We start from the raw sequence: 22,564 nt of genomic DNA, 5'->3' as shown, positions 1-22,564 counted from the left end.
CCCTCCCCCTTAAACCATATATTCCGTTTTCAATGACGCCAATTCTATAAGCTTGACTTCGGCAATAGCCTTGTCCGTCACTAACGCGCTGCAAGCGCCCGGCCCCAAAGCAATATCCCGCAAATGCCATGATGAAGCCTGCCCGCAACCGGCAGGAACCCTTAAAAATTCGGTTTGGTTTTCAGGATTGATAACACAGTGATTTAACCCTAAGGCGATGCCGCGCCCGGTGGCCTTAACGAAGGCCTCTTTGCGCGTCCAGAAGCGGTAAAACCCGGCTGTTTTTTCAGCTTCCGAAAGCCGGTTCCAATATGCGATTTCTTCTTCGGCAAAACATTTATCGGCCAGCGCAGCCAGACTGCTTCTGGGTTTGTAATTCTCTATATCTATGCCCAAGCGGCAGTTCCAGCCTACGGCAATGACCATCGTGCCGGCCGAATGCGACAAATTGAACGCCAGCTCCGGCGTGTCGGCCAGATAGGGTTTGCCGTGTTCGGCTTTTTTTATGCTGATCTTGTCCGGCGGCTGATTAAGCGTTTCGGCTAATACGTGTCTTAACCGGCCGCGCACGACGACATAACGCCTGCGCAGCACGTCGTTGTTAAATTTTCCGGCATGGGCTTGCTCGACGGCATCGAGAACGCGCCAATAGTCTTGGTAATGGGCGTGCTCGGCGGCAATATCGCCATGCCATATTTCTACAGTATCAGTATTCAAGGCATAATCCTTGCCTAATGCCCGACAACGGCGCGCCCTTCGCCCCGCCGATCGCTCGCCGCTGCCAGCTGATGCGTGGTTTTATTCCATTGCACGGCCTGCATATCGCCGTAGTTATAGCGCGCCTCTTTCAGTTGATGCCCCATTGCGGCCAGGCCGGTAAGCTCGTCCGCTGTCATGGCGCCTTTCTCATATTCGATCACGTCAGGCATGAATTGATGGTGGAAACGCGGCACTTGCACCCATGAGTCCGGCCCATTGCCTTCGGCAAAATCCAGAGCGGCTAGCAGTACCATCGTAGTGATCCGGCTGCCGCCGGGTGTTCCCAGCACCGCGACTTTATGGCCGTCGTCGAGAAAAGTGGGCGTCATGCTGGACAACATACGTTTACCCGGCGCGATTACGTTGGCGACACTGCCGACCAGGCCGTAGCCGTTCATTACTCCCGGCCGGCTGGCAAAATCATCCATTTGATCGTTCAACAACACGCCGGTGCCGGGCGCAGCCAATCCCGCGCCAAACGGAAAGTTAATGCTAAGCGTCGCCGCAACCCGGTTGCCTTCTTCATCGATAATCGAAAAATGCGTGGTATTGACGCCTTCGGGCTGCGGCTGAATTTCGCCCGACATCATCGCGCTGGGCAATGCCTTGTCAGCACGCAAACTGCTGCGCAATCCGGCCGCATAATCTTCATTCAGCAAGCGTTTAACCGGCATGTCGATAAAATCGGAATCGCCCATGTATAAGGTCCGGTCGTGATAAGCGCGGCGCATGGCTTCGGTAATAAGATGTTTTCGGGTCTGTTCATCGGCCTGATTCAAGTCGTAGCCCGACAAAATGTTCAAGGCCTCGATCAGCACGATACCGCCGGATGACGACGGCGCGGCGCTGGTGATTTTTATGCCGCGATAACTGCCCTTTACCGGCTCCCGCTCGGCCACCCGATAGGATGCAAGATCCTGTTTGGTCCAGATGCCGCCGGCCTCGTTGACGCCCGCCACCAGTTTATCGGCGATCTCGCCGCCATAAAACCCGTCCCGGCCCGAGACCGCCAGTTGCTTTAAGGTATGGGCCAAGTCCGGCTGCCTGAGTATCGAATAAGCTTCGGGAACCTTGCCGTCGGGCAAAAAAATCTGTGCCGTCTGCGGGTGCTTTTTTATCACCTCAACCCTGAACTTGAGCAACTTCCGGTATTTCTCGCCGATTGCAAAACCGCTCTCTGCCGCCCTGATCGCAGGTTGCAGGCTTTCCGCCAACGGCAAGCGTCCGTATTTTTCCGACAGGTGCACCAGCGCCGCAGGCATGCCGGGAATAGCCGCAGCCAACGCGCCGTCAAGCGATAAACGGGGGACCACTTTGCCCGCCTTGTCCAGGTACATAGCTTGGTGAGCCGCTAACGGCGCTGTCTCTCGCCCGTCGATCATGGTTTCAAAACCGTCCTGCTCACGGTGCAGCAGCCAATAACCGCCGCCGCCCAACCCGGACCCGGAAGGTTCGACAACCGCCAATGTCGCACTGACAGCGACAGCCGCATCGAAAACATTGCCACCCTTCTCCATCACTTCAAACCCGGCTGCGGTCGCCAACGGATGCGCACTGGCGATTGCAGCCCTGGAACCATCCGCATGAACCTGCGTAACGCCAAAAACAACCGCTAACCATAGCGCCGCATAACATTTCTTAAACATTTTTTCCTCTATTTGACGTTGAACCGATGAATGGATGGAGTCATTAAACCACATTTTCGAAAACAGGAAGGCTTGGAGCCCAACTGGCTTGGCTTCGCCGCTAACATGGCTTGCTAGGTAGTTGTACCAATATTTTTTACCGTTTTTATATTTAGAATAATTGCCACGGTATTTATTTCATAAAACGATATTTAAACATACCGAGATAAAAATGGCGGCAACTGCTAAAAAACTTTCAAACCCCGCCGAAGACTGCGGAACTATATGCCTTCACTGAAATTGCCTATTACAACGCAGAAAGCAGAGGGTTTAAACCTTGAAGACCGGTATAAGGCAGAGAGCAGGCGTTTTTACTGTAAACCCCATTGTCTTATGTAAGGCACAATCCGTTTAAAACAATGTTTTAATTTTAAAAAGATATTAATGGAGTAAGTTATGACAACTAAAGAAATAGATGCGACAAAAAAAGGTTCTGAAATATCGCCCAAAACATCACGCGGCGGATTAGTGTCATTTGATGAGTTTGACAGTTTTTTTGATGACTTTCTCTCGCGCAGATGGCCTGGCTTGCTGAATTGGAATGCGCCTACCCTACCGGAAACCGGCTTTCCAAAAGTCGATATTCTGGATCACGATAATGACATAGAGGTTCATGCTGCGTTACCGGGCGTAAAAAAAGAGGATCTGGAGGTGTCGATTGTCAACCAGACCATCACTATCCGCACGACAACCAAGGAAGAGAAAAAAGAAGAGGAAAAAGGTAAATATTTTCGCCGCGAAATAACCCGAGGCGAGTTTCAGCGTACTCTGTCTCTGCCTGACAATGTCGATGCTGACAGCGCAAAAGCATCGTTCCAAGACGGAATATTGAAAGTTACCATTCCTAAAACAAAAAAAAGCAAACGCAAAACCATCGAAGTCAAGTAGTCCGCATTTTGATTCCACAAAACTATCCTGGGTGTAAAAAAAGCACCCAGGATAAAAGCGCACAACGAGTAAGGATAAGTGTTTGTACCAATATTTTTTCCCACCATTCTATATAGAATGGCTACCAGTGCTTTTATTTCATGTTCAACACAAGAGATGTAAGCCCCCTCAATAGCGAGGTGGAAAATGATTGCAATCAGTCAACAACTTGAAAAGACAATAAATCTTAATGAATCCGGTTTACCGGTCAATCTTCCTGATTGCTATACCCGAATTACTGAGATTACCCGTTACAAAACCGAAAGCTGCGGCTCCACACCTAACCATGCACTTGAAAAGTGGCTTGAGCTGAGCAGTAGTTTGTGTGCTGAATACGCGACTAAACATAAGCTCAGCTACTCCGGGCCGGATAACGGATGGGAATGATAGATCGAACCATATTACGGAGAATGCTATGAAAACCAATACACAAAACATAAAGAAAAGCACGGAATTAATGGCCGACTCACCGGCCGGCGATTTGATTTCATTTGATAATTTCTTTGACGACTTTCTTTCTCGCAGGTGGCCCAGACTGTTAGACTGGAATTTCCCTGTAAGCGTGGAAAAAGGATTCCCGAAAGTTGATATTATTGATCACGACAACGACATAGAAGTTCAGGCTGCGTTGCCGGGCTTCAAAAAAGAAGATCTGCATGTATCTGTTAACAACCAAACCATCACCATCCGCTCTTCCACTAAGGAAGACAAAAAGGAAGGTGAAAAAGGCAAATACTTTCGCCGCGAAATAACGCGCGGCGAATTCCAGCGCACACTGTCCTTGCCCGACAATGTCGATGGCGACAACGCAAAAGCGTCGTTCAAAGACGGAATATTGAAAGTGACTATTCCTAAAACCGAAAAAAGCAAGCGCAAAAACATCAACATTGATTAGTCCGTAAAGGGTGGCCAGTTAAGACCGCCCTTTCTGAGCTGTGCCAAGTGCTAACCCGAAAATATCAAATCCAACTCATTTAGCACAACGCTCGACGTGGATTTACAGGAAAAACCGGATCGCTATATTGTGACCGTGAATGCGCCCGGCGCCGATGACTCATCAATAGACATAAAGCTGGAAAATCAGGTTCTGCGTATTTCAATCAAAACAGAACACGCAAAGGATGAAGCTGATGGCAAAGACGGTCAATACCGATACCGGGAGCGTTTCATCGGCCAATTTCAACGGGTGTTAACCTGCCAACGCGGCAAAAATGGAGACTGCATACCGTAACGGTGTACTAACCATCACCATTCCAAAGACATAGTTCCAAACTGTTTTCTTCAGTCACAATTTTGATATAGCAGGCCTAAATATGATGCGTATTTTTCTTTTTCTGGCGACCAATGTCGCAATAATGGTTGTAATTAGCATTGTCTTTAGCCTTTTGGGCTTAACCGGCACTTTAGATGCTCAGGGTATCAATCTCGACCTTAACGCGCTGCTGGTTATTTCGGCAATCATTGGCATGACCGGGTCGTTCATTTCCTTAGCGATATCGAAATGGACGGCAAAACAGGCTATGGGGGTTCAGGTTATCGGCCAACCGCAAAACCAGACCGAGCAATGGCTGGTTAATATTGTCGCCAAACAAGCTCAACAGTCGGGCATCGGCATGCCGGAAGTCGGTATTTTTCAAGCTCCAGAAGCCCATGCCTTTGCGACCGGCATGAACAGAAACAGTGCGTTGGTCGCAGTCAGTACGGGCTTGCTGCAACATATGAATAACGATGAAATTGAAGCGGTGCTCGGCCATGAAATCACTCATGTCGCCAATGGCGACATGGTTACGATGGCCCTGATGCAAGGCGTGGTAAATACCTTCGTTTACTTTTTTGCCAGCATCATCGGCCATGTTGTCGACCGTGTTATTCTTCAAAACGAGCGGGATCATGGCATCGGCTATTTCATTACCCAGATGGCCGCGCAAATTGCCTTGGGATTCCTGGCCTCAATGCTGGTCATGTGGTTCTCGCGCTACCGTGAGTTTAAAGCCGATGCGGGTGGCGCCCAGTTGGCCGGACGGGGCAAAATGATCGGCGCTCTTCGCGCCTTGCAACGCGAATATGAACCGCAAGACCTGCCTGGACAACTGGCGGCTTTCGGCATTAGCGGCGGCAGCGCGCACAAACTGTTTATGAGCCATCCGCCGTTAGAAGAGCGTATCGAAGCCCTGCAAAACATCCATTAAGACAAGCAACCATGGTTCGAAACAATGCTAAATCATGCAGTAAAGTCTATTAACCAGCATCAATGGATTTCAGAAGCCGCTTATTACAAAGCGGAAGCCAGAGCATTTGAACCCGGCAAAGAATTGGCCGATTGGTTAGAGGCTGAAATAGAGTATTACAAGATGCTGGTGGCTCTGTATATTTCAATTTTGGAAGAAGACGGCCCGATGACGGTTTTAAGCTTGCAACAGTTGGCGGCGTTCATCGGAATTCCAAACCCGGCTGGTCTGTCTTCAGACATAGAACTTGTTCGGACAATTCAAAATGCTACTGAGCATTACCCTTGTTTCCGCTCTGAAATCAATAGCATGTGTAAAGAAGCAGAATGCGGATGGAAAGCCGAGTGCCGGAAATTAGTTTCAGTGTGGTATTAATAAATTTCCTCATTCACACGTTCTGAGATTTGCGCTGCTGCATCGACGAAGCCGGGCAGCAGCACAACATAATTGCTATTTCTTTATATAAAGATCGGTAATCGAACCGGTGATCATTTCGGCGGCGAACGCGAAAGTTTCCGATAGCATTGGGTGCGGATGAATGGTCAACCCGACATCTTCGGCATCGGCACCCATTTCCAGAGCCAGCACTGCCTCGGCAATCAATTCACCGGCATTGGGGCCGACCATGCCTGCACCTAGAATTCTGCCGGTTTCCTTTTCGCAGAGGATTTTAGTCAAGCCTTCCTTCCGCCCCAGACTCAACGAGCGTCCGCTGGCCGCCCAAGGGAAAACCGCTTTGTCATAGTCTATGCCTTGCTGTTTGGCCTGATTTTCAGTCAGCCCCATCCAGGTGACTTCAGGATCGGTATAGGCGACAGCGGGGATGGTCAAGGCATCGAACCCGGCTTTCAAACCTGCCGCAACTTCGGCTGCAATTTTGCCTTCATAAGTGGCTTTGTGCGCCAGCATCGGGTTACCGACTATGTCGCCTATCGCAAAAATATGCGGGACGTTGGTCCGCTGCTGCTTATCGACCGCGATATAACCGATTTCATCGACATTAACGCCGGCCAGATCGGCACCAATCTTCTTGCCGTTAGGTCTGCGCCCGACGGCTACCAGCACCGCATCAAAGATGGCCGACTCCGGCGCGCCTTTGCCTTCAAAAGAAACTTTCAAGCCGTCTTTGTGCTTTTCAATTGCGGCAACCCGCGTTTCCAGCCAGATATTCTGATATTGTTTTTTAATGCGCCGATACAACGGCGTGACAAGATCGTTATCGCAGCCGGGAATGATCTGGTCCATCAGTTCGACCACGCTGATTTCCGATCCCAATGCATGATAAACCGTAGCCATTTCAAGCCCGATGATGCCGCCGCCGACAATCAACAGTTTTTTGGGGATTTCTTTTAATTCCAGTGCATCGGTCGAATCCCACAGCCGCGGATCGTCATGCGGAAAAATAGGGATTTTAGTAGGGTGCGATCCGGCCGCAATAATCGCCTGATCGAAGCTGACGGTTGTTACGCCTGTTTCGGTTTTCACCTCGATCGTATGGGATGAGGTAAATGTTCCCGTACCCTGGATCAACGTCACTTTGCGCTGTTTTACCAGACGGGCTAAGCCGTCGCTCAGCGTTTTGGATACACTTTCTTTCCAGCTGCGGATTTTGTCTATATCGAAGCTGGGCTTGCCGTAACTTAGGCCGTGCTGCTCAAATTCATCGACTTCGTGAATGACCTGCGCGACATGCAGCAAGGCTTTGGATGGAATGCAGCCGACGTTAAGGCACACGCCGCCAAGCGCCGGGTAGCGCTCGATCAATACCACTTGCTTGCCCAGGTCGGCAGCGCGGAATGCCGCCGTGTAGCCGCCGGGTCCGCCGCCCAATACCAGAACTTCCGCATGTACCACAGATTCGTTAATCGCTGGATTAGTATCCATATTATCCTCTTGATTAAAGCAATAAACGGCGAATGTCGCCCAAATACTGTTTGACGGCAGCCATAAAACGCGCGCCTTCCGCACCATCGATCACCCGATGATCGTAAGTCAGGTCGAGCGGCAACATCAGGCGCGGTATAAATTCCTTGCCATTCCAGACCGGCTGCATTTTGGCGCGGGTAACGCCGAGTATCGCCACTTCCGGCGCATTGACGATCGGCGTAAATGCCGTGCCGCCGATGCCGCCGAGACTGGAAATCGTGATGCAGCCGCCTTGCATATCGGCAGGCATCAGCTTGCCCAGACGGGCTTTGTTGCTTTTCTCGGCCAGTTCGGCGGTTAACTCGTTGACGCCTTTGCGGTTGACATCGCGCAGCACCGGCACCACCAAGCCGTTGGGGGTATCGACCGCGATACCGATATTGAAATATTTCTTGAAAATCAGTCTTTCGCCATCGGCGGACAATGACGCGTTAAATTGCGGGAACTGTTCCATCGCGGCAACCAGCGCCTTGATGATAAATACCAGGCCGGTGATTTTGACGTCGTCCTTGGATTTCTCGGCATTCAGCGCAACGCGGAACGCTTCCATTTCGGTAATATCGACTTCGTCATGGTAGGTGACCATAGGCAGGTTCAGCCACACGCGGCTCAGGTTTTGCCCGGTCAGGCGTTTTATCTTGCTGAGTTTCTGCTCTTCTATCTCGCCGAATTGGGAGAAATCGACGGCCGGCATTGCCGGGATTCCGCTGCCGCCTTGGACCGCACTTTCAACCATGACCTTCTTGACGAAGTTTTTCACGTCGTCTTTTACGATGCGCCCCTTACGACCGGTACCGGCGGTTTTTTTTTGTATATCGACGCCCAGTTCGCGGGCGAAAAGCCGGACAGCCGGCGTGGCATGCGCCGCTACGGCAGAAACGGCGCTCGACAAGGCTTCTTGCGCAGGTTCGGATGTAACAATAGCCGGTTGACTGGCGGGTTCAGGCGTTTTTTCCACTGTTGTTTCCGCTGGCCCCGCCGCCTGCTGTACCGGTTCTTGCGGTTTTGCAACGCTTACCTCTTCGCTGCTCGCCAATACCGTCGCAATCAGCGTCCCTTCAGAAACCTTATCGCCGGGTTTGATAAACAATTCCTGCACCGTACCCGCCGCACTGGAGGGTAAGTCCATGCTGGCCTTGTCGGTTTCAAGCACAGCCAGGGTTTGTTCCAGGCTTACCTCGTCGCCCGGTTTAACCAATACGTCTACTACATCGATATCTGCGACATTGCCGACATCAGGAACCTTAATTTCAATCAAAAAAGCCATTTTTTGTCCTTCCGTTAGATTAGCCAGGGAGCTGCTGCATCAGGGTTGATGCCGTATTTGGCAATAGCCTCGTCCACTTTGGCGGCTTCAAACTGCCCCAAATCCGCCAAGCTTTTTAGCGCTGCAATCGCCACATGGTAGCGGTCTACCTCGAAAAACCGGCGCAGATTTTCGCGCGTATCGGATCGACCGAAACCATCGGTACCCAAAACGGTGTAAGGGGCGGAAATATAGGCGCGAATCTGCTCCGCAAAGGCGCGGGTGTAATCGCTTGCGGCTATCACCGGGCCTTGTGCATTGGCGAGGCAGCTGGCGACATGGGATTGTCTGGCTGTTTCGGCCGGATGCAGGCGATTCCAGCGTTCGCAGGATTGGCCGTCTCTGGCCAATTCGGTAAAGCTGGTGCAACTCCATAAATCGGCTTCCACGCCCCAGTCATTGCTCAACAACTCAGCCGCGGCTTCGACCTCGCGGAAAATCGTTCCTGAACCCAGCAATTGAACCCTGGGCGCTTTCTTTTTCGCGCCTTTCTTAAAGCTGTACATGCCTTTGAGTATGTCCAGCTCCACGCCTTTAGGCATCGCAGGATGCTCGTAGTTTTCGTTCATCACGGTGATGTAATAAAACACATCTTCCTGTTCGACATACATACGCCGTAAACCGTCTTGGATAATCACCGCCAGTTCATAGGCATAAGTCGGATCGTAGGACACACAGTTGGGTACGGTCGCCGCCATCAAATGGCTGTGTCCGTCTTCATGTTGCAAACCTTCGCCGTTCAGCGTAGTCCTGCCCGCCGTGCCGCCCATTAAAAAGCCGCGGGTGCGTTGATCGGCCGCCGCCCAAATCAAGTCGCCCACGCGTTGGAAACCGAACATCGAGTAGTAAATAAAAAACGGAATCATCGGTACGTTATGGGTTGAATACGAAGTTCCCGCCGCAATCCAGTCGCACAAGCCGCCCGCTTCATTAATGCCTTCCTGCATCACCTGCCCGTGCTTGTCTTCTTTGTAGAACATCAGCTGATCGGCATCTTGCGGGGTATACAACTGTCCAACCTGCGACCAGATGCCCAACTGCCGGAACATGCCTTCCATACCGAAAGTTCTCGACTCGTCGGGAACAATCGGCACGATGCGTTTGCCGATATTTTTGTCTTTGACCAGAATGTTGAGCAGGCGCACGAAAGCCATCGTCGTGGAGATTTCGCGACCTTCCCCGCTGGCTTCCAGCAACGCCTTGAAATCGCTCAACACCGGCACATCCAGCGCATAGGATTTTGCCCTTCTGGACGGCAAATGGCCGCCCAGTTCATGACGGCGCTGCTGCATATAGGCCAGTTCTTTCGAGCCTTCAGCAAAACTCAGATAAGGCAGTTTCTGCATCTCTTCGTCAGTGACAGGCAACCCATAACGATCGCGAAAGTTGGTTAGCGAAATCTCGCTCATTTTTTTCTGTTGATGGGAAATATTCTGGGCTTCTCCCGATGCGCCCATGCCGTAACCTTTAATGGTTTTTGCCAGAATGACGGTCGGTTGGCCTTGATGATTCACCGCCGCCTGGAAAGCGGCAAACACTTTAACCGGGTCATGTCCGCCTCGGTTAAGTTCCCAGATGTCGCGATCTGACCAGTCGGAAACCATCGCTTTTAATTCCGGGGTATTGAAGAAATGCTCGCGCACATAGGCGCCGTCTTTAGCCTTGAAGGTTTGGTAGTCGCCATCGACGCAGGACATCATGCGGGCCGCCAACAACCCGTCTTTATCGCGAGCCAGCAACGCATCCCAGCGTTGGCCCCAAACCAGCTTGATCACATTCCAACCGGCGCCGCGGAACTCGCTTTCCAGTTCCTGGATAATCTTGCCGTTGCCGCGCACCGGCCCATCCAGGCGTTGCAGGTTGCAGTTGATCACAAAAATAAGATTGTCCAGTTTTTCCCGTCCGGCCATGCCGATAGCGCCCAACGATTCCGGCTCGTCGGTTTCGCCATCGCCAAGAAAACTCCAGACCTTGCGATTCGAAGTATCGGCGAACCCTCTATCCTGTAAATAGCGCATGAAACGCGCTTGGTAAATAGCCATAATCGGGCCAAGGCCCATAGAGACCGTCGGGAATTGCCAGAAATCCGGCATCAGCCAGGGATGCGGGTAAGACGGCAAGCCGTTACCGTTTACTTCCTGACGAAAATTATCCATCTGTTCCAGCGTCAACCGTCCCTGCAAAAAGGCGCGGGCATAATCGCCCGGCGTTAAGTGGCCTTGAGTAAAAACCAGGTCGCCGCCATGTTGATCGGAAGGCGCATGCCAGAAATGGTTATAGCCGACATCATACAAAGTGGCCGCCGACGCAAAACTGGCGATATGGCCGCCGACGTTGGTGTGCTTATTCGCCCTTAACACCATCATCATCGCGTTCCAACGGACATAGGCACGAATCTTGTGTTCTATAGTAACGTCACCGGGAAACTGCGCCTGTTTAGAGACTGGAATCGTATTAAGATAGGCGGTATTGGCGCTGAAAGGGATGTCGAGTCCCGCATGCCGGGTGACCGCGACCAGCTGCTCAATCAGAAAGTGTACGCGTTCGCTGCCATCATGTTCCAGCACAGCTTGCAGCGCTTCAATCCACTCCCTGGTCTCTGCGGGATCGATGTCATTCTGTCCGGTGATTTTTGAGATTAAACTGTTGGTCATTGATTGATCCTGTTACGGCGGATATGCACGGATTAAAAAATTATAAAGCTGAGTTGAGCAGCTCGCCCGCTCAAACGAAACTTATGCCCTTTGGGTATAAGTTGAATTTACCCATAGGGCGTATGAGCATAGCGCAACCCGGCATCTTACTAAAATAGTGAAAATAAGGCCAGAAGCACTCCGGTAATTGAACATAGTATAAACAATGCGGAGGGGGCAATGCACCCGTTTTAGTCATTTTGACGCCGAAAGCGGGGGGACCGATCCGGGTTTTGTTCGCCGGATGTTTGTTTTTTTAAGGCCTCGCGGTTTATTATGAATAGAGAACCTCCGAAACCGGAACCGACTGATTTTCCACCCACATTACTAATGAAACATGGACTTAATTTTAACGCTTAAAACCATCATTCTGGGCATTGTTGAAGGCCTGACCGAATTCTTGCCGATCTCCAGCACCGGACATTTAATCCTGGTCGGCGACTTGCTGAGTTTTAATGACGACAAGGGCAAGCTATTTGAAGTTGTGATTCAGGTCGGCGCAATCCTGGCGGTGTGCTGGGAATACCGCGCCAAAATCGCTACCGTCATTATGGGCTTACCCAACCAGAAACAGGCGCAAAAATTCACCCTTAACCTGATAATTGCCTTCATGCCGCTAGCGACCCTGGGCCTGTTGTTTGGTAAATACATCAAAGCCGTCTTATTCAAACCTATTCCGGTGGCTCTGGCATTCATCGTAGGCGCATTCGTAATTATCTGGGCGGAAAAACGGGAGCATAAAACCCGCATCTTTGAAGTCGACGATTTAACCGCTCTCGATGCCTTAAAACTCGGCGTCGCGCAGGCTTTTGCGCTGATTCCGGGAACTTCACGATCCGGTTCAACCATCATCGGTGGCTTGCTGTTCGGACTGTCGCGCAAAGCCGCAACGGAATTCTCATTTTTCTTGGCGATTCCGACACTGATTGTCGCCAGCCTCTATGATTTGTATAAACACCGCGATTTATTGGACCTAGCGGCCGACACGCCTTATTTTGCCGCAGGACTGGCCGCCGCATTTCTCAGCGCGCTATTGGCGATCAAGGCGTTATTACGTTACATCAGCCATCATGATTTCATTGTTTTCGCCTGGTACCGCATAGCCTTCGGCTTGATTGTTATTGCCACGTCATACAGCGGCTTGGTGCAATGGACGGTTGATTAGAATACCACCGAGGAGAGCAACAGCGCGGACATTCGGCCGGGCCTGACTTGTTGTCGCCCCTACATGACCGCCTTCATCAGCCGGAAAAACGCCCACCTCGGCATCCTCTTATTAGACCCGATCTTTATAGATGGCTCTTGATTTGAAACGCAGACAATATCATTGGTATATTGCGCAACGCGCATTCAACCGGCGCGGCTTGGACGGCAGGGAAATCCGATCTATCAGACCCCGACCCCCCGCGTTTTTGCGGTTAATACGGCAATAGAAAACAGTTATAATCACAAAGATATTTGTTCACAATAAAATAATAATAAGAAATCAGTTATGGTCAAGATACGCACCCATTACGACAATCTGAAAGTTACAAGAGACGCCCCCATCAGTGTGATCAGGGCGGCTTATAAAGCCCTTTGCCAGACTTTTCACCCTGATAAATTCCAAGGCAGCAATGAGGAGGCGGAAAGAATCATAAAGCTGGTGAATGCTTCCTATGCGGTATTAATCGACCCCGTTAAACGCAATGCGCATAACGCCTGGATTCGGGAACAGGAAGCTATCGCCGGACGGCAGAGTAAAAGTACGCGGTTTAACGAAACCGAACAACAGGATGATCAAGAACAAAGCACACCAGACGAATACACACAGCAACCGCCTCCATCAAGCACGGAGGATGCTAACGTTATCTTTGAACGAGCCTATGATTTGCAAGAACGGGGCCGGCATGAGGAAGCGTTATCGCTTTATCGGGACTTGGCGGAACAAGGCCACGCAAAAGCCCAGTTCAAATTAGGCGTTATGTACGAACTGGGTCAAGGCGTAGCGCAAAACTACGTCCAAGCGTTTGACTGGTATCTCAAGGCCGCGGAACAAGGCGAGGCAAATGCTCAATACAATGTCGCCGTTAAATACAAAACCGGTCAAGGGGTAGCGCAGGACGACACCAAGGCGGCCTATTGGTATCGCAAAGCGGCCGAGCAATAGCCGCCGGAGTTCACGTTAACGGCAAGAAACCTCCCGCCTGCATACTCCACAAACGGTAATAAACACCTTGCCGAGCCAGGAGTTGATCGTGCCCGCCATCTTCGACGATACGGCCTTGATCGAACACCAGGATCCTATCCAGATGCGCAATCGTCGACAAGCGGTGTGCAATGGCGATCACCGTCTTGCGGCCCATAGCGCGATCCAGGTTTTCCTGAATGGTTTGCTCAGTTAGCGAATCCAGGCTGGACGTAGCCTCATCCAAAATCAAAATCGGCGCATCCTTGAGCATCACCCGCGCAATGGCGATGCGCTGGCGCTGGCCGCCGGATAATTTCACCCCGCGCTCGCCGACCAACGAATCATAACCCTCGGGCATCACCCGGATAAAATCGTCGGCATGCGCCATGCGCGCCGCAACCTGGATAGCTTCATCGTCCGCCTCCAGGCGGCCATAACCGATATTTTCTTTGAGACTGCGGTGAAACAAGCTGGGATCTTGCGGGATCAGACTGACCTGTTCGTGCAGCGAATCCAGCCGGACTTGCTGAATATCCATGCCATCGATCAGAATCCGGCCGCTTTGCGGCTCATAATTGCGTAACATCAACCCAACGAAAGTCGATTTGCCTGAACCGGAAAAACCGACCAGCCCGACCCGCTGCCCCGGCTCAATGACTACATTGAGGCCGTCGAACACGGGTTGATTCGGCTCATAACCGAAACGCACATTACGAAACTCAATCCGGCCTCGGCTGATTTTTAGCGGCTTCGCATCCGGCGCATCGACAATCTCATGGGGCTGAACGATCGTGTTCACGCCATTGGCGACATTGCCCACATATTCGAAAAACTCCAAAAAACGCCGGGTCAGGTTGCGCGCATCGCTGATGATCAACAATGCCAGTCCAACACTCATCGTGAAATCGCCGACGCCGATTACGCCGCCGTCCCACAAGGTCAGCGCATAGTAAATCGTGCCGATTTTCAGCGCCGCAGCGGCGATAAACTGGAACCAGCGCACCCGTTCCATATACCAAAAAGTGCGCCGCCCGGCCCGGACTTCCGTTTCCAAAAAACCGTCCAGATACTGCCGTTCAAAATGCAGGCGCGCAAATAGCTTGGCATTCAAAATATGGGTCACCGCATCAACAATCTTGCCGTTCACCAAACTGCGCGTCGCCGCGTAACTTTGGGCATAAGGCTGGCAGCGCGTCGCCAACCAATACGAAAGACTCACATAGGCCAATACCCAGCCCGCAACCAGCAGGCCCAAACCTTGATGCACGTTTAATAACAGCGCGATAGAAACCGAAAAAGTGACCAGAATAGGCCAAAAATCGCACAACACCGACCATGTCGTGTGATTGACGCTCATCGCCGTTTCGCTGATACGATGGGCTAAAGCACCCGCAAAATGGCTGCCGAAATAGCGTGGCGCATGGTATTGCAGATAGGCGTACATCGCTCTGGTCGTGCGCTGGCGCAAGCGCGGCCCCATAATAATCAATACCGCACCGCTGCCCCGGCTAAACAGAATTTCCGCTACATTCAAACCCAGCAATAACAACAGCGGCGCACGCAAAGTTTCCAGCACCGATGTACCAGACAGATGCGCGACACCATCCATGATGGCTTTTATCGCATAAGGCACCAGAATGCTGGATGCCGCCTGCCCGGTTTCCATAAGCAACATTAAAACGATCCAGCCCCGAAAACCGGACAAGCAGTACAAAATGAACTTAACGGTTCCGGTGGGCAAAGAGGGCGCGTCTGCTGCGCGTTGGAAAGATGTGTTTTGGGGCATGGCTCAAGAAATATTCGAGAAAGATATTACCATTATAAAGGACAGTATTAGATAGCGGCTCAAATCAATGAATCCCGCCACACCGCTTGTTACGGAATACGGCGGCCAATCGTTTCGCTGTCGATATTCGACTCTTCCCGGCTTTGTCCTCCTGAAGCATAAACCAGGGTTGCCGCTGATCGTAGCAAGGTGGCGCGGCTGTCGATTTCGGTATAACGGGCGCGCGCCAAATCCTTTTGCGCGGACAGCAGCTCTATCACCGTGGAAAAGCCGTGGGTATAAGATTCTTCTGTCGCGGCATAAGATTCTTCGGCGGCTTTCAACAAGGCTAATGCAAACTCGCGTTTTTCCAATGCGGTTTTGGTGTCGGCATAAGCTTTCCAGATATCGCGCATGATTTCCAGGCGCGATGCCTCAAGTTGGGCCTTCGAAGCCTCTTTCCTGGCCTCGGCTTCATGCACCGCATTGCTGCGTTCAAAGCCGTCGAACAAGGTCCATTCCATCGTCAGCATCGCTGTACCGACGCCATTACTTGCCGAATAACTCTCATTGCCGGGCGGATTTGTATGCACATTCCCCCAGTATTGATTACCCAGACTGCCGCCCAGGGAAAACTTGGGCAAGAACTCTGCCCTGGCCTTCTTGACTTCCGCTTCGCGTGCCCGCAATTCCGCAAGCCGCGCCATCAGATCGGGATGTTGTTCCAATGCCTGATCGACAATTTTTTCGACCGACTGCACCAGCTTTGCCGGTAACTGCAGCTTGCTTAAATCGATTAGTTGCAGTGTATAAGAAGGCGAAATGCCCAGATTAGCCGTTAAATCCGCATGTATCTGAGTCACCGAGCTGCGTGCATCTTGCAGGTCATAACTGGCTCTCGCCTGCTCCTGAACCGCCAGCAACAAATCGGGGCGTGTAGCCAGGCCTTTGTCGAGTTTCGCCTGAACCGAAGCGGAATTGGCCTGTGCCGCGTCAAGTGTTTGCTGCGCCGCCGTGACCTTGGCCAGGGTAGCCTGATAGGCAAAAAAACTGCTGGCAACCCGATAGGCAATTTCCTGATGCTTGCGGTTGAACGCAAAATTAGCGGCGCGGAGGCGCTGCGCGCCCGCATCGACCAAGGCCTCCCTGCGCCCGAAATCGAACAGTGTCCATGCCAGATCCAGGCTGCCGACAGAGGAGTAACCCGTGCTAACCAACGCGCTTCCGGGGATGGGAAAACTGGTTTTGAAATATTGCCCGAACGCCATAGCCGTCAGCGTCGGATACCAGGCGCTACGATTCCTTTCCAGCCTGGCTGCGGCGGCTTTCGCCTCTTCCCAGCTAACTCTGGTTTCCGGGTTGGCATGCAAGGCAAGATCGACTAGCGCAGGCAGGTCGTAGATTGTCTTGGTATCGATCGGGCTTTCCTCGCGCGGGCGGCCAGACATGGCTATCTGCTGCGCGCCTGTTCCGGCTTCGTAACCGCGCCAATTAACGGCACGATCAACCGGAACCCCAACATAGGGTTCATCAAACTGCACCGCACTCGGCGGCACGCAAGCCGTCAACGCCATCATTGCGGGTATCGCCAATCTGCCGACACTGCGCGGCAGGCCTAGCAACAATGATAGAACGTTAGCGCACTTACAACGCTGTAACTCTCGCAAACTTAAAAACACCTTAGTTCAATCGTCAGTTTAGTTATATTTTGGAAAGTTAAGTTAATATCCGCTCAACAATATCATTGCTTTAATAAAGCAATAATACCGGGGAATACGCGTATCATTTATATATTGTTCTTTTATACACTGTATCATTATCTTTATTGTGTAGAATAAAAAAGTTTATACGCTGGAACCCTTGTTCACACAGTCCTCGCCGTCTATAGTCCGCATACATGTAGACCAGGCATTACCTGAAAGAGGACGCCGGCAATTGAGGACTCAAAATAGCAAAATTAGGTGCTCAAATAATTTATTTAATACCTTTAAATTTCATCTAAAGATTGATTTCTTAATGACCCGATTAATACGCTGCCTAAAATAAATCAAATGTTGTTACGAAGATTATTCCAGCTCAGTTCCCGGTTCGGGTGCAAATTATGAGATTCATGCCGGGATTGCGGAAAATAGGTCTTTCGGCCGTTTTCAGTGTTCTTTTGACGGCTTGCGACCCGATGTTGAGTATTGAAGGTTCGTTCTGGCCTGCCTGGATTATCTGTATCCTTGCCGGACTGATGGCAAGCATGGTGCTGATGTGGCAATTGGTGCGACACCGGCTGGCGCCATATCTGGGGCCGCCACTGTTAATTGTGCCTAGCCTGTGGGCGTTATGCACTTTTGCCATCTGGTTGTTATTTTATTCGACGTAAACACGGGCGCCGTCCATCATGGAAAACAACGATCATTCTGTAAATCTTAAACAACGGATCATGCTGGGACGCATCATCGGCACATTAATCGTGCTCGGAGCGTTCTCGACCGGAATGCTGGTCTGGAGCATCAACTACCAGCATCCCCGCACCAACGATGCGATGGTGCGGGCCAACATCGTCGGTATCGCGCCCGAAGTGAGCGGTCGCATCGTGGAATTGCACGTCGAAGACAATCAGTACGTCAAACAGGGCGACCTGCTGTATGTGATCGATCCCCGCCCCTACCAGGCCAAACTGGCCCAGGCCAAGGCCGAATTACTGGTGGCGGAAAAAGAGGTCGATTCAAGACGAGCCTCCAGCGGTTCCGCCGAACTGGCCATCGAGCGGCTGGAACACCAACGCGCCGCCGCCGAGGCTGAGGTCAACAGGATTGAGGCTGAGGATGAATATCTGCATAGCTATCTGGAACGCCTTGAGCCATTGGCGGAGAAACAATATGTAACGGCGGACCAGCTCAAGCAGGCCCGATCCAAGTACGCCGCATCCCGCGCCGAGCTGGCGGATGCACGAGCCAAGGAGCTTTCTGCCCGGAGCGCGATAGACGAGGCCAAAAGCGATAGCCGCCGCGCCGTATCGCTGATTGCCCAGGTCGGCAACGTCAATGCCCGCATCGAAGCGGCCAAAGCGGTCGTTGCCGCCGCCGAACTGGATGTCGAATACTGTTCGGTGCGTGCACCTTTCGACGCCTACGTCACCAACCTGAACACACGCGAAGGCGAATACGCCAAGATCGGGACGCAAATGTTCGCGCTGGTCGATGACCGCCACTGGTATGTCATCGCCAACTTCAAAGAAACCTATTTACAGTCCATCCGCCCCGGTCAGGAAGTCGACGTGTTCCTGGTCGGTTATCCGGGAAAGCGCTACCGTGGGGTGGTTACCGGTATCGGCTGGGCCAATTATCCCGATAATACCAAGCAGCAAGGGGTACTGCCGGAGGTTCAGCGCACCCTGAACTGGGTCGTCCTGGCATCCCGTTTCCCGGTGCGGATCGAAATACACGAACGCGACCCCGAACATCCGTTGCGCATGGGCATGACCGCCTTTGTCACCGTTCTGGATCGCCCCGCCGAAATTCCGGGGCTTTCGCCAACCAATGAGCAAGGAACCAGCAAAGCCCGGATTGCGCAATGAACCGCGGCGACGCTTCGGTTCCTCACAAAAGGCGCAGCAGACTTTGGTTCGGAACCGGCCTGGCGCAATTCCTGAAGGTTGAACTCAAAGATTCTCCAGAACGTCGGGTAGCCGCATTACGCCTGTTCATCGTTTCGCTGATCATTGTCCTGGTCGGCCAAACCCTGCATGTGCCGCCGCTGGGGGCGATTGCGCTGCTGATATGCTTGAGTTACGACGCCTATGCGAATACCGGTCAATCGCTGGCGTTCGGCATGCGCCAGCTGGGCTATATCATCGTCACCACCTTGATCTCGGTATTTACGCTGATGTTGGCCGGTAACGATGCCTGGTTGTTGCTGCCCCTGTCTTTCATCATACTGGCTGTCGCCCTGTTTCATGCCCGCCTGATCGCCTGGCCTACCGGCATCGCACTCTGGTATTCGGTGGCTGTGCTGTATAGCCCAAGCACTCCCGACCAAGGCATCTATAACGCCTTGTGGAATATCCCGATCATTGGCATACTCGCTATCGGCTCATGGACAGCGGTGCATCTGACTATCAAACCGCAAGACCCGCGCAAGCAGCTGAAGGCGAATATCGCGGAACAGCTCACGGCAGTGGAACACATCTTGAGTGCGCGCCTGGCCGACAGCGGCGTGAAAATCCATAAGCGGGCCATCTCGACACTTTCCAGCCCCGGCAGCTTCGGCAAAGTACTGGGCTTGCTGGCAAACGCGGAACTGATACATCCGGCCATGCATAAACGGCATGATACTTATCTTGCCCTGCTGCTTGAAATCGACGGCCTGCGGCAGATGGCGATCTGGCTGGATCAGGTATTGACGGCGGAGTACCGCGCCCAACCGATGAATCAGGAAAAATTAAATGTCTATCTGGCGCTGCAAAGCGCCTGTGCAGCGCTGCGGCAAGGTGTGGAAGAATCGCACGATGTTTCCGGGCAAATAGACACGCTGCTGGTCGATGACGTGCTGCACAATTATTCGCCGGCAACTAACCCTTCGCTGTTAACAGCAGTTTGGCGCGCGCTGCAACGTATCGCCGGGTTGATGCGCGACTTGCATGATCCCGGAGCTTCGCCTGACATTAAAGCCATCGAGGCCGAAACCGACGATAACGAAACAGCCGGCTGGTTTCCGACCTGGTTGGGTTATGAATTCTGGGCGACGCATGCCGACAGCCTGCAATTCGGGATTAAATTTTCTCTGGGTGCCATACTCTGCACGCTGATCGTGGAAAGCCTGGGCTGGCCGGATATCAACACCGCCATACCAACCTGCCTGGTCGCGGCGCAAACCAGCCTGGGCGCCGACTACCGGCTGTCGATATTACGCGTGTCGGGCGCTATCCTCGGCGGACTCTGCGCCTACTTTTATGTGCTGGTGTTCCAATCCCAGCTCGACACCATCGCCGGCTTTGCGCTTGCAACAGCCCCGATCTGGGCTCTTGCGGCTTGGATTTCCTCCGGCAGTGAACGCATAGCCTACATGGGCAGGCAGCTCGGGTTTTCGTTCGCAATGTTCGTTTTACACGATTTCGGCCAGGTCACCGATCTTTATCTGCCGCGCGACCGGGTGATCGGCATCTTGCTGGGCATAGCCGTGATGGGAATACTCGACTATGCACTATGGCCGCGGCGTTCGATTGTGCTTGCCCGCCACCATAGCGTAGCGGCGCTGCATACACTCGCCAAGTTCACAACCCGGCTGCCGGACCTGAGCCTGATGCTTAAGTCCACCTTGCCGTTGCGCCTATCGACAGAAAAAGATCTGGCTGTCGCCCAGGATTTGGTGGTTCACGCGATACTGGAACCGGATGCAAGATTGCCCCACAAAGTCAACGAAAGAACGGCGCTGAGCGCGGTTATTACAGGGGCCGGCAATTTGTCCGGCTTGCTACAGATCAGGCGGCGCTATCGATTGCTAAGCGGCCAGCAATTCGGCAATTTTCCCGATGAGCTGCAACAGCATAGCCGGGCTTTCGACGCGGCACTGACAAGCGCTCTGGAGAATACCGCGTTAGTACTGCAAGGCCGGCAACCGGAGTCCCAGACAGGGGTTGCCGACATCCACGCGCTGCTTAAACAAAGCTACACCGAACACCACCGCATCGACAGCCTGCCGGCCGACCTGGCAATGGAATGGGAACTGCGGTTCATGTTGGATCAGCAAATCATGGAGCTGACGGAACAACTCCAACAAAAAGCCGCGGATTCTGTTTCATGCCGCTTGAAAAGCGGCTCGCCTATTGATTAACGTTCACGAAAGACGGCTAAAAATTGCGTAACAAAGATATTAATACACCATTACGCGCTTCACGGCGCGTGGCGGGGCCTATTTGATGCCGGCATTGTTCCAGCACCCAAGCAGCATCCGCATAAAGACGGGAAAGTCCTGATCAAAGAGCGTAAACAAGCCCTGCATCCGCATGCCGGACTTTCCCTGTAAGACCGGCTAACCAATGATGGTCATAACCCGACTTTTGCCGACTTCATCGCTGTCGATAGCGCTTTAATCTCTCTGGAGATAATCGAATAAAGTTCCGAGGTCCATTTCGGAAGTTCTTTGGACTCAGCATCCAAAGGGTAGGTCCTCGGATCGTGCGGAGCAATTACGACTTTCACATTTTCGGCCCCCACTTGAGCGGTGAGGACGAAAAGTTCCTCTATCGCCTTATCGCCCATGGCCAGACAACCGATGGAGGCGGCCCTGCCGTGGATGAAAATATCAGAACCCGGATTGGCGCGTCCTTCCTGATAGGCATGTAAGATGTCGAATTCGTTGGGGTAATTTATTTTCATCGACAAGTGATAATGGCTGTTGGGATTCAACGCCTCAATACGGTAAATACCTTCCGGCACCTGCCTGTCGCCTTGGCGCAGTTTGGGGCCGGCCACGCCGCTGGCGGACTGAATATCGTAGTCACGGATGAAACGGAATTCGCCGCTGTCTCTGGCCCATAGTTCCAGTTTCTTTTCCTGTTTCAAGGCGATAAAGGTGACTTCTCTGGGAGGGTAGGAGACCCTAGCCTTGGCAAAGTAGGGAATGAGTTGGCGCGCCGCATATCCGCCGTAAACTTGCAGTATATCCTCTACAGTCCGTTGACCAGGCAGCGTGGAAGGCGGAGTATAATAAATTTTCGGTTCGGCCCGGATTTGGGGCTTGACGGTGGGAGTCGTGACGATGAGTGGCTTATGTTCGGAGCAAGCTTCGAGCAATGCCGCCAAGGCCAAGCCGGCAACGATTTTGGTTGTTGATTGCATAATGTGCGCTGGAATCGAAGTGAACACCGGTATAGTTTAGATAAAATCACCAAATATCCGCAAGTTCGGGAGCTTCGCAGCCAAGGCTGGAGCGTATTGGCTATAGCCGTTGAGACGGGATGGCCTCTTGCCGTGGGTATACTGCCGGTGAATGCCAAAACCATCCGATGTGAATTGCAGGCCAGGTTAGTTTATAAGGTTTTCTTCTGACAGAGATAGTTGTTGTAAAATACGAACGATGAAATGGGCATAAAACTAACTGAATACCGGCTTTC

20 protein-coding genes are annotated in these 22,564 nt (G+C 52.3%); 12 read left to right on the top strand and 8 right to left on the bottom strand.

All coding sequences use genetic code 11. From position 1 onward, the window contains the following. Positions 1-9: 9 nt before the first annotated feature. Together B0F88_RS03645 and ggt are read right to left on the bottom strand one after the other, a co-directional pair. A complete protein-coding gene (locus B0F88_RS03645) occupies positions 10-717 on the bottom strand; it encodes a 4'-phosphopantetheinyl transferase family protein (protein ID WP_104422584.1) in 708 nt (235 codons plus the stop codon). A 14-nt stretch (positions 718-731) separates the two neighbouring features. Then, complete coding sequence (gene ggt, locus B0F88_RS03640; RefSeq protein WP_104422583.1) at positions 732-2,405, bottom strand: gamma-glutamyltransferase; 1,674 nt, start codon at positions 2,403-2,405, stop codon at positions 732-734. A gap of 435 nt (positions 2,406-2,840) precedes the next feature. On the opposite strand from ggt, the gene B0F88_RS03635 reads away from it, so the two are divergent. From B0F88_RS03635 to B0F88_RS03610, 6 genes are all read left to right on the top strand, one after another. Then, the gene (locus tag B0F88_RS03635) at positions 2,841-3,332 is read left to right on the top strand and encodes an Hsp20/alpha crystallin family protein (protein WP_104422582.1); all 492 of its coding nucleotides are present in this window, start codon (positions 2,841-2,843) and stop codon (positions 3,330-3,332) included. A 186-nt stretch (positions 3,333-3,518) separates the two neighbouring features. Next, complete coding sequence (locus B0F88_RS03630) at positions 3,519-3,758, top strand: hypothetical protein (RefSeq protein ID WP_104422581.1); 240 nt, start codon at positions 3,519-3,521, stop codon at positions 3,756-3,758. 28 nt (positions 3,759-3,786) lie between these two features. After that, a complete protein-coding gene (locus B0F88_RS03625; protein ID WP_104422580.1) occupies positions 3,787-4,266 on the top strand; it encodes an Hsp20/alpha crystallin family protein in 480 nt (159 codons plus the stop codon). Positions 4,267-4,362: 96 nt separating this feature from the next. Then, the gene (locus tag B0F88_RS03620; RefSeq protein ID WP_258076552.1) at positions 4,363-4,602 is read left to right on the top strand and encodes an Hsp20/alpha crystallin family protein; all 240 of its coding nucleotides are present in this window, start codon (positions 4,363-4,365) and stop codon (positions 4,600-4,602) included. An 82-nt stretch (positions 4,603-4,684) separates the two neighbouring features. Continuing rightward, positions 4,685-5,560 carry a protease HtpX gene (gene htpX, locus B0F88_RS03615; protein ID WP_104422579.1) on the top strand — a complete coding sequence of 292 codons (876 nt, stop codon included), beginning with the start codon at positions 4,685-4,687 and terminating at the stop codon, positions 5,558-5,560. A gap of 24 nt (positions 5,561-5,584) precedes the next feature. Further along, positions 5,585-5,974, top strand: coding sequence for a DUF2934 domain-containing protein (locus B0F88_RS03610; protein WP_104422578.1), 390 nt, complete (start codon positions 5,585-5,587; stop codon positions 5,972-5,974). A 75-nt stretch (positions 5,975-6,049) separates the two neighbouring features. On the opposite strand, the gene lpdA is transcribed toward B0F88_RS03610, so the two are convergent. From lpdA to aceE, 3 genes are read right to left on the bottom strand one after another with little or no spacing between them, the layout of a single operon-like run. Beyond that, a complete protein-coding gene (gene lpdA, locus B0F88_RS03605; protein WP_104422577.1) occupies positions 6,050-7,483 on the bottom strand; it encodes a dihydrolipoyl dehydrogenase in 1,434 nt (477 codons plus the stop codon). Between the two features lie 13 nt (positions 7,484-7,496). Beyond that, positions 7,497-8,792 carry a dihydrolipoyllysine-residue acetyltransferase gene (gene aceF, locus B0F88_RS03600; protein WP_104422576.1) on the bottom strand — a complete coding sequence of 432 codons (1,296 nt, stop codon included), beginning with the start codon at positions 8,790-8,792 and terminating at the stop codon, positions 7,497-7,499. 14 nt (positions 8,793-8,806) lie between these two features. Then, positions 8,807-11,485, bottom strand: a complete 2,679-nt coding sequence (gene aceE, locus B0F88_RS03595) for a pyruvate dehydrogenase (acetyl-transferring), homodimeric type (RefSeq protein WP_104422575.1) — start codon at positions 11,483-11,485, stop codon at positions 8,807-8,809. 376 nt (positions 11,486-11,861) lie between these two features. Here aceE and B0F88_RS03590 point away from each other — a divergent pair, with 376 nt between their 5' ends. Both B0F88_RS03590 and B0F88_RS03585 read left to right on the top strand, forming a co-directional pair. After that, on the top strand, positions 11,862-12,689 hold the full coding sequence (locus tag B0F88_RS03590) for an undecaprenyl-diphosphate phosphatase (RefSeq protein ID WP_104422574.1): 828 nt from the start codon (positions 11,862-11,864) through the stop codon (positions 12,687-12,689). A 327-nt stretch (positions 12,690-13,016) separates the two neighbouring features. Next, on the top strand, positions 13,017-13,673 hold the full coding sequence (locus B0F88_RS03585; protein ID WP_104422573.1) for a J domain-containing protein: 657 nt from the start codon (positions 13,017-13,019) through the stop codon (positions 13,671-13,673). A 10-nt stretch (positions 13,674-13,683) separates the two neighbouring features. Here B0F88_RS03585 and B0F88_RS03580 read toward each other — a convergent pair whose 3' ends face one another. Then, positions 13,684-15,369 carry an ABC transporter ATP-binding protein gene (locus tag B0F88_RS03580; protein WP_258076551.1) on the bottom strand — a complete coding sequence of 562 codons (1,686 nt, stop codon included), beginning with the start codon at positions 15,367-15,369 and terminating at the stop codon, positions 13,684-13,686. Positions 15,370-15,409: 40 nt separating this feature from the next. Between B0F88_RS03580 and B0F88_RS19630 the strand changes: the two genes are divergently transcribed. Then, complete coding sequence (locus B0F88_RS19630) at positions 15,410-15,535, top strand: hypothetical protein (protein WP_258076550.1); 126 nt, start codon at positions 15,410-15,412, stop codon at positions 15,533-15,535. Between the two features lie 34 nt (positions 15,536-15,569). Here the strand turns inward: B0F88_RS19630 and B0F88_RS03575 are convergent, their stop codons facing one another. After that, the gene (locus B0F88_RS03575) at positions 15,570-17,084 is read right to left on the bottom strand and encodes a TolC family protein (protein WP_258076549.1); all 1,515 of its coding nucleotides are present in this window, start codon (positions 17,082-17,084) and stop codon (positions 15,570-15,572) included. Positions 17,085-17,560: 476 nt separating this feature from the next. Between B0F88_RS03575 and B0F88_RS03570 the strand changes: the two genes are divergently transcribed. Genes B0F88_RS03570 through B0F88_RS03560 form a run of 3 tightly spaced genes read left to right on the top strand, consistent with a single transcriptional unit; the run spans position 17,561 to position 21,282 of the window. Further along, positions 17,561-17,830 (top strand): YtcA family lipoprotein, encoded by a 270-nt coding sequence (locus B0F88_RS03570; RefSeq protein WP_104422571.1) that lies wholly within the window; start codon positions 17,561-17,563, stop codon positions 17,828-17,830. Between the two features lie 18 nt (positions 17,831-17,848). Beyond that, entirely contained in the window at positions 17,849-19,027 is a 1,179-nt protein-coding gene (locus B0F88_RS03565) for an efflux RND transporter periplasmic adaptor subunit (protein ID WP_104422570.1), read from the top strand. Continuing rightward, positions 19,024-21,282 (top strand): FUSC family protein, encoded by a 2,259-nt coding sequence (locus tag B0F88_RS03560; protein WP_104422569.1) that lies wholly within the window; start codon positions 19,024-19,026, stop codon positions 21,280-21,282. Before B0F88_RS03565 ends, B0F88_RS03560 begins: the two co-directional genes overlap by 4 nt. 212 nt (positions 21,283-21,494) lie before the next feature. On the opposite strand, the gene B0F88_RS03555 is transcribed toward B0F88_RS03560, so the two are convergent. After that, positions 21,495-22,289, bottom strand: coding sequence for a L,D-transpeptidase family protein (locus B0F88_RS03555; RefSeq protein ID WP_104422568.1), 795 nt, complete (start codon positions 22,287-22,289; stop codon positions 21,495-21,497). Positions 22,290-22,564 lie beyond the last annotated feature (275 nt).

Origin of the sequence: Methylobacter tundripaludum (genome assembly GCF_002934365.1) — a bacterium.
Lineage (GTDB): Bacteria > Pseudomonadota > Gammaproteobacteria > Methylococcales > Methylomonadaceae > Methylobacter_A > Methylobacter_A tundripaludum_A.
The sequence above is the reverse complement of the archived record's forward strand: the minus strand, read 5'-3'. Positions and strand labels throughout refer to the sequence as shown.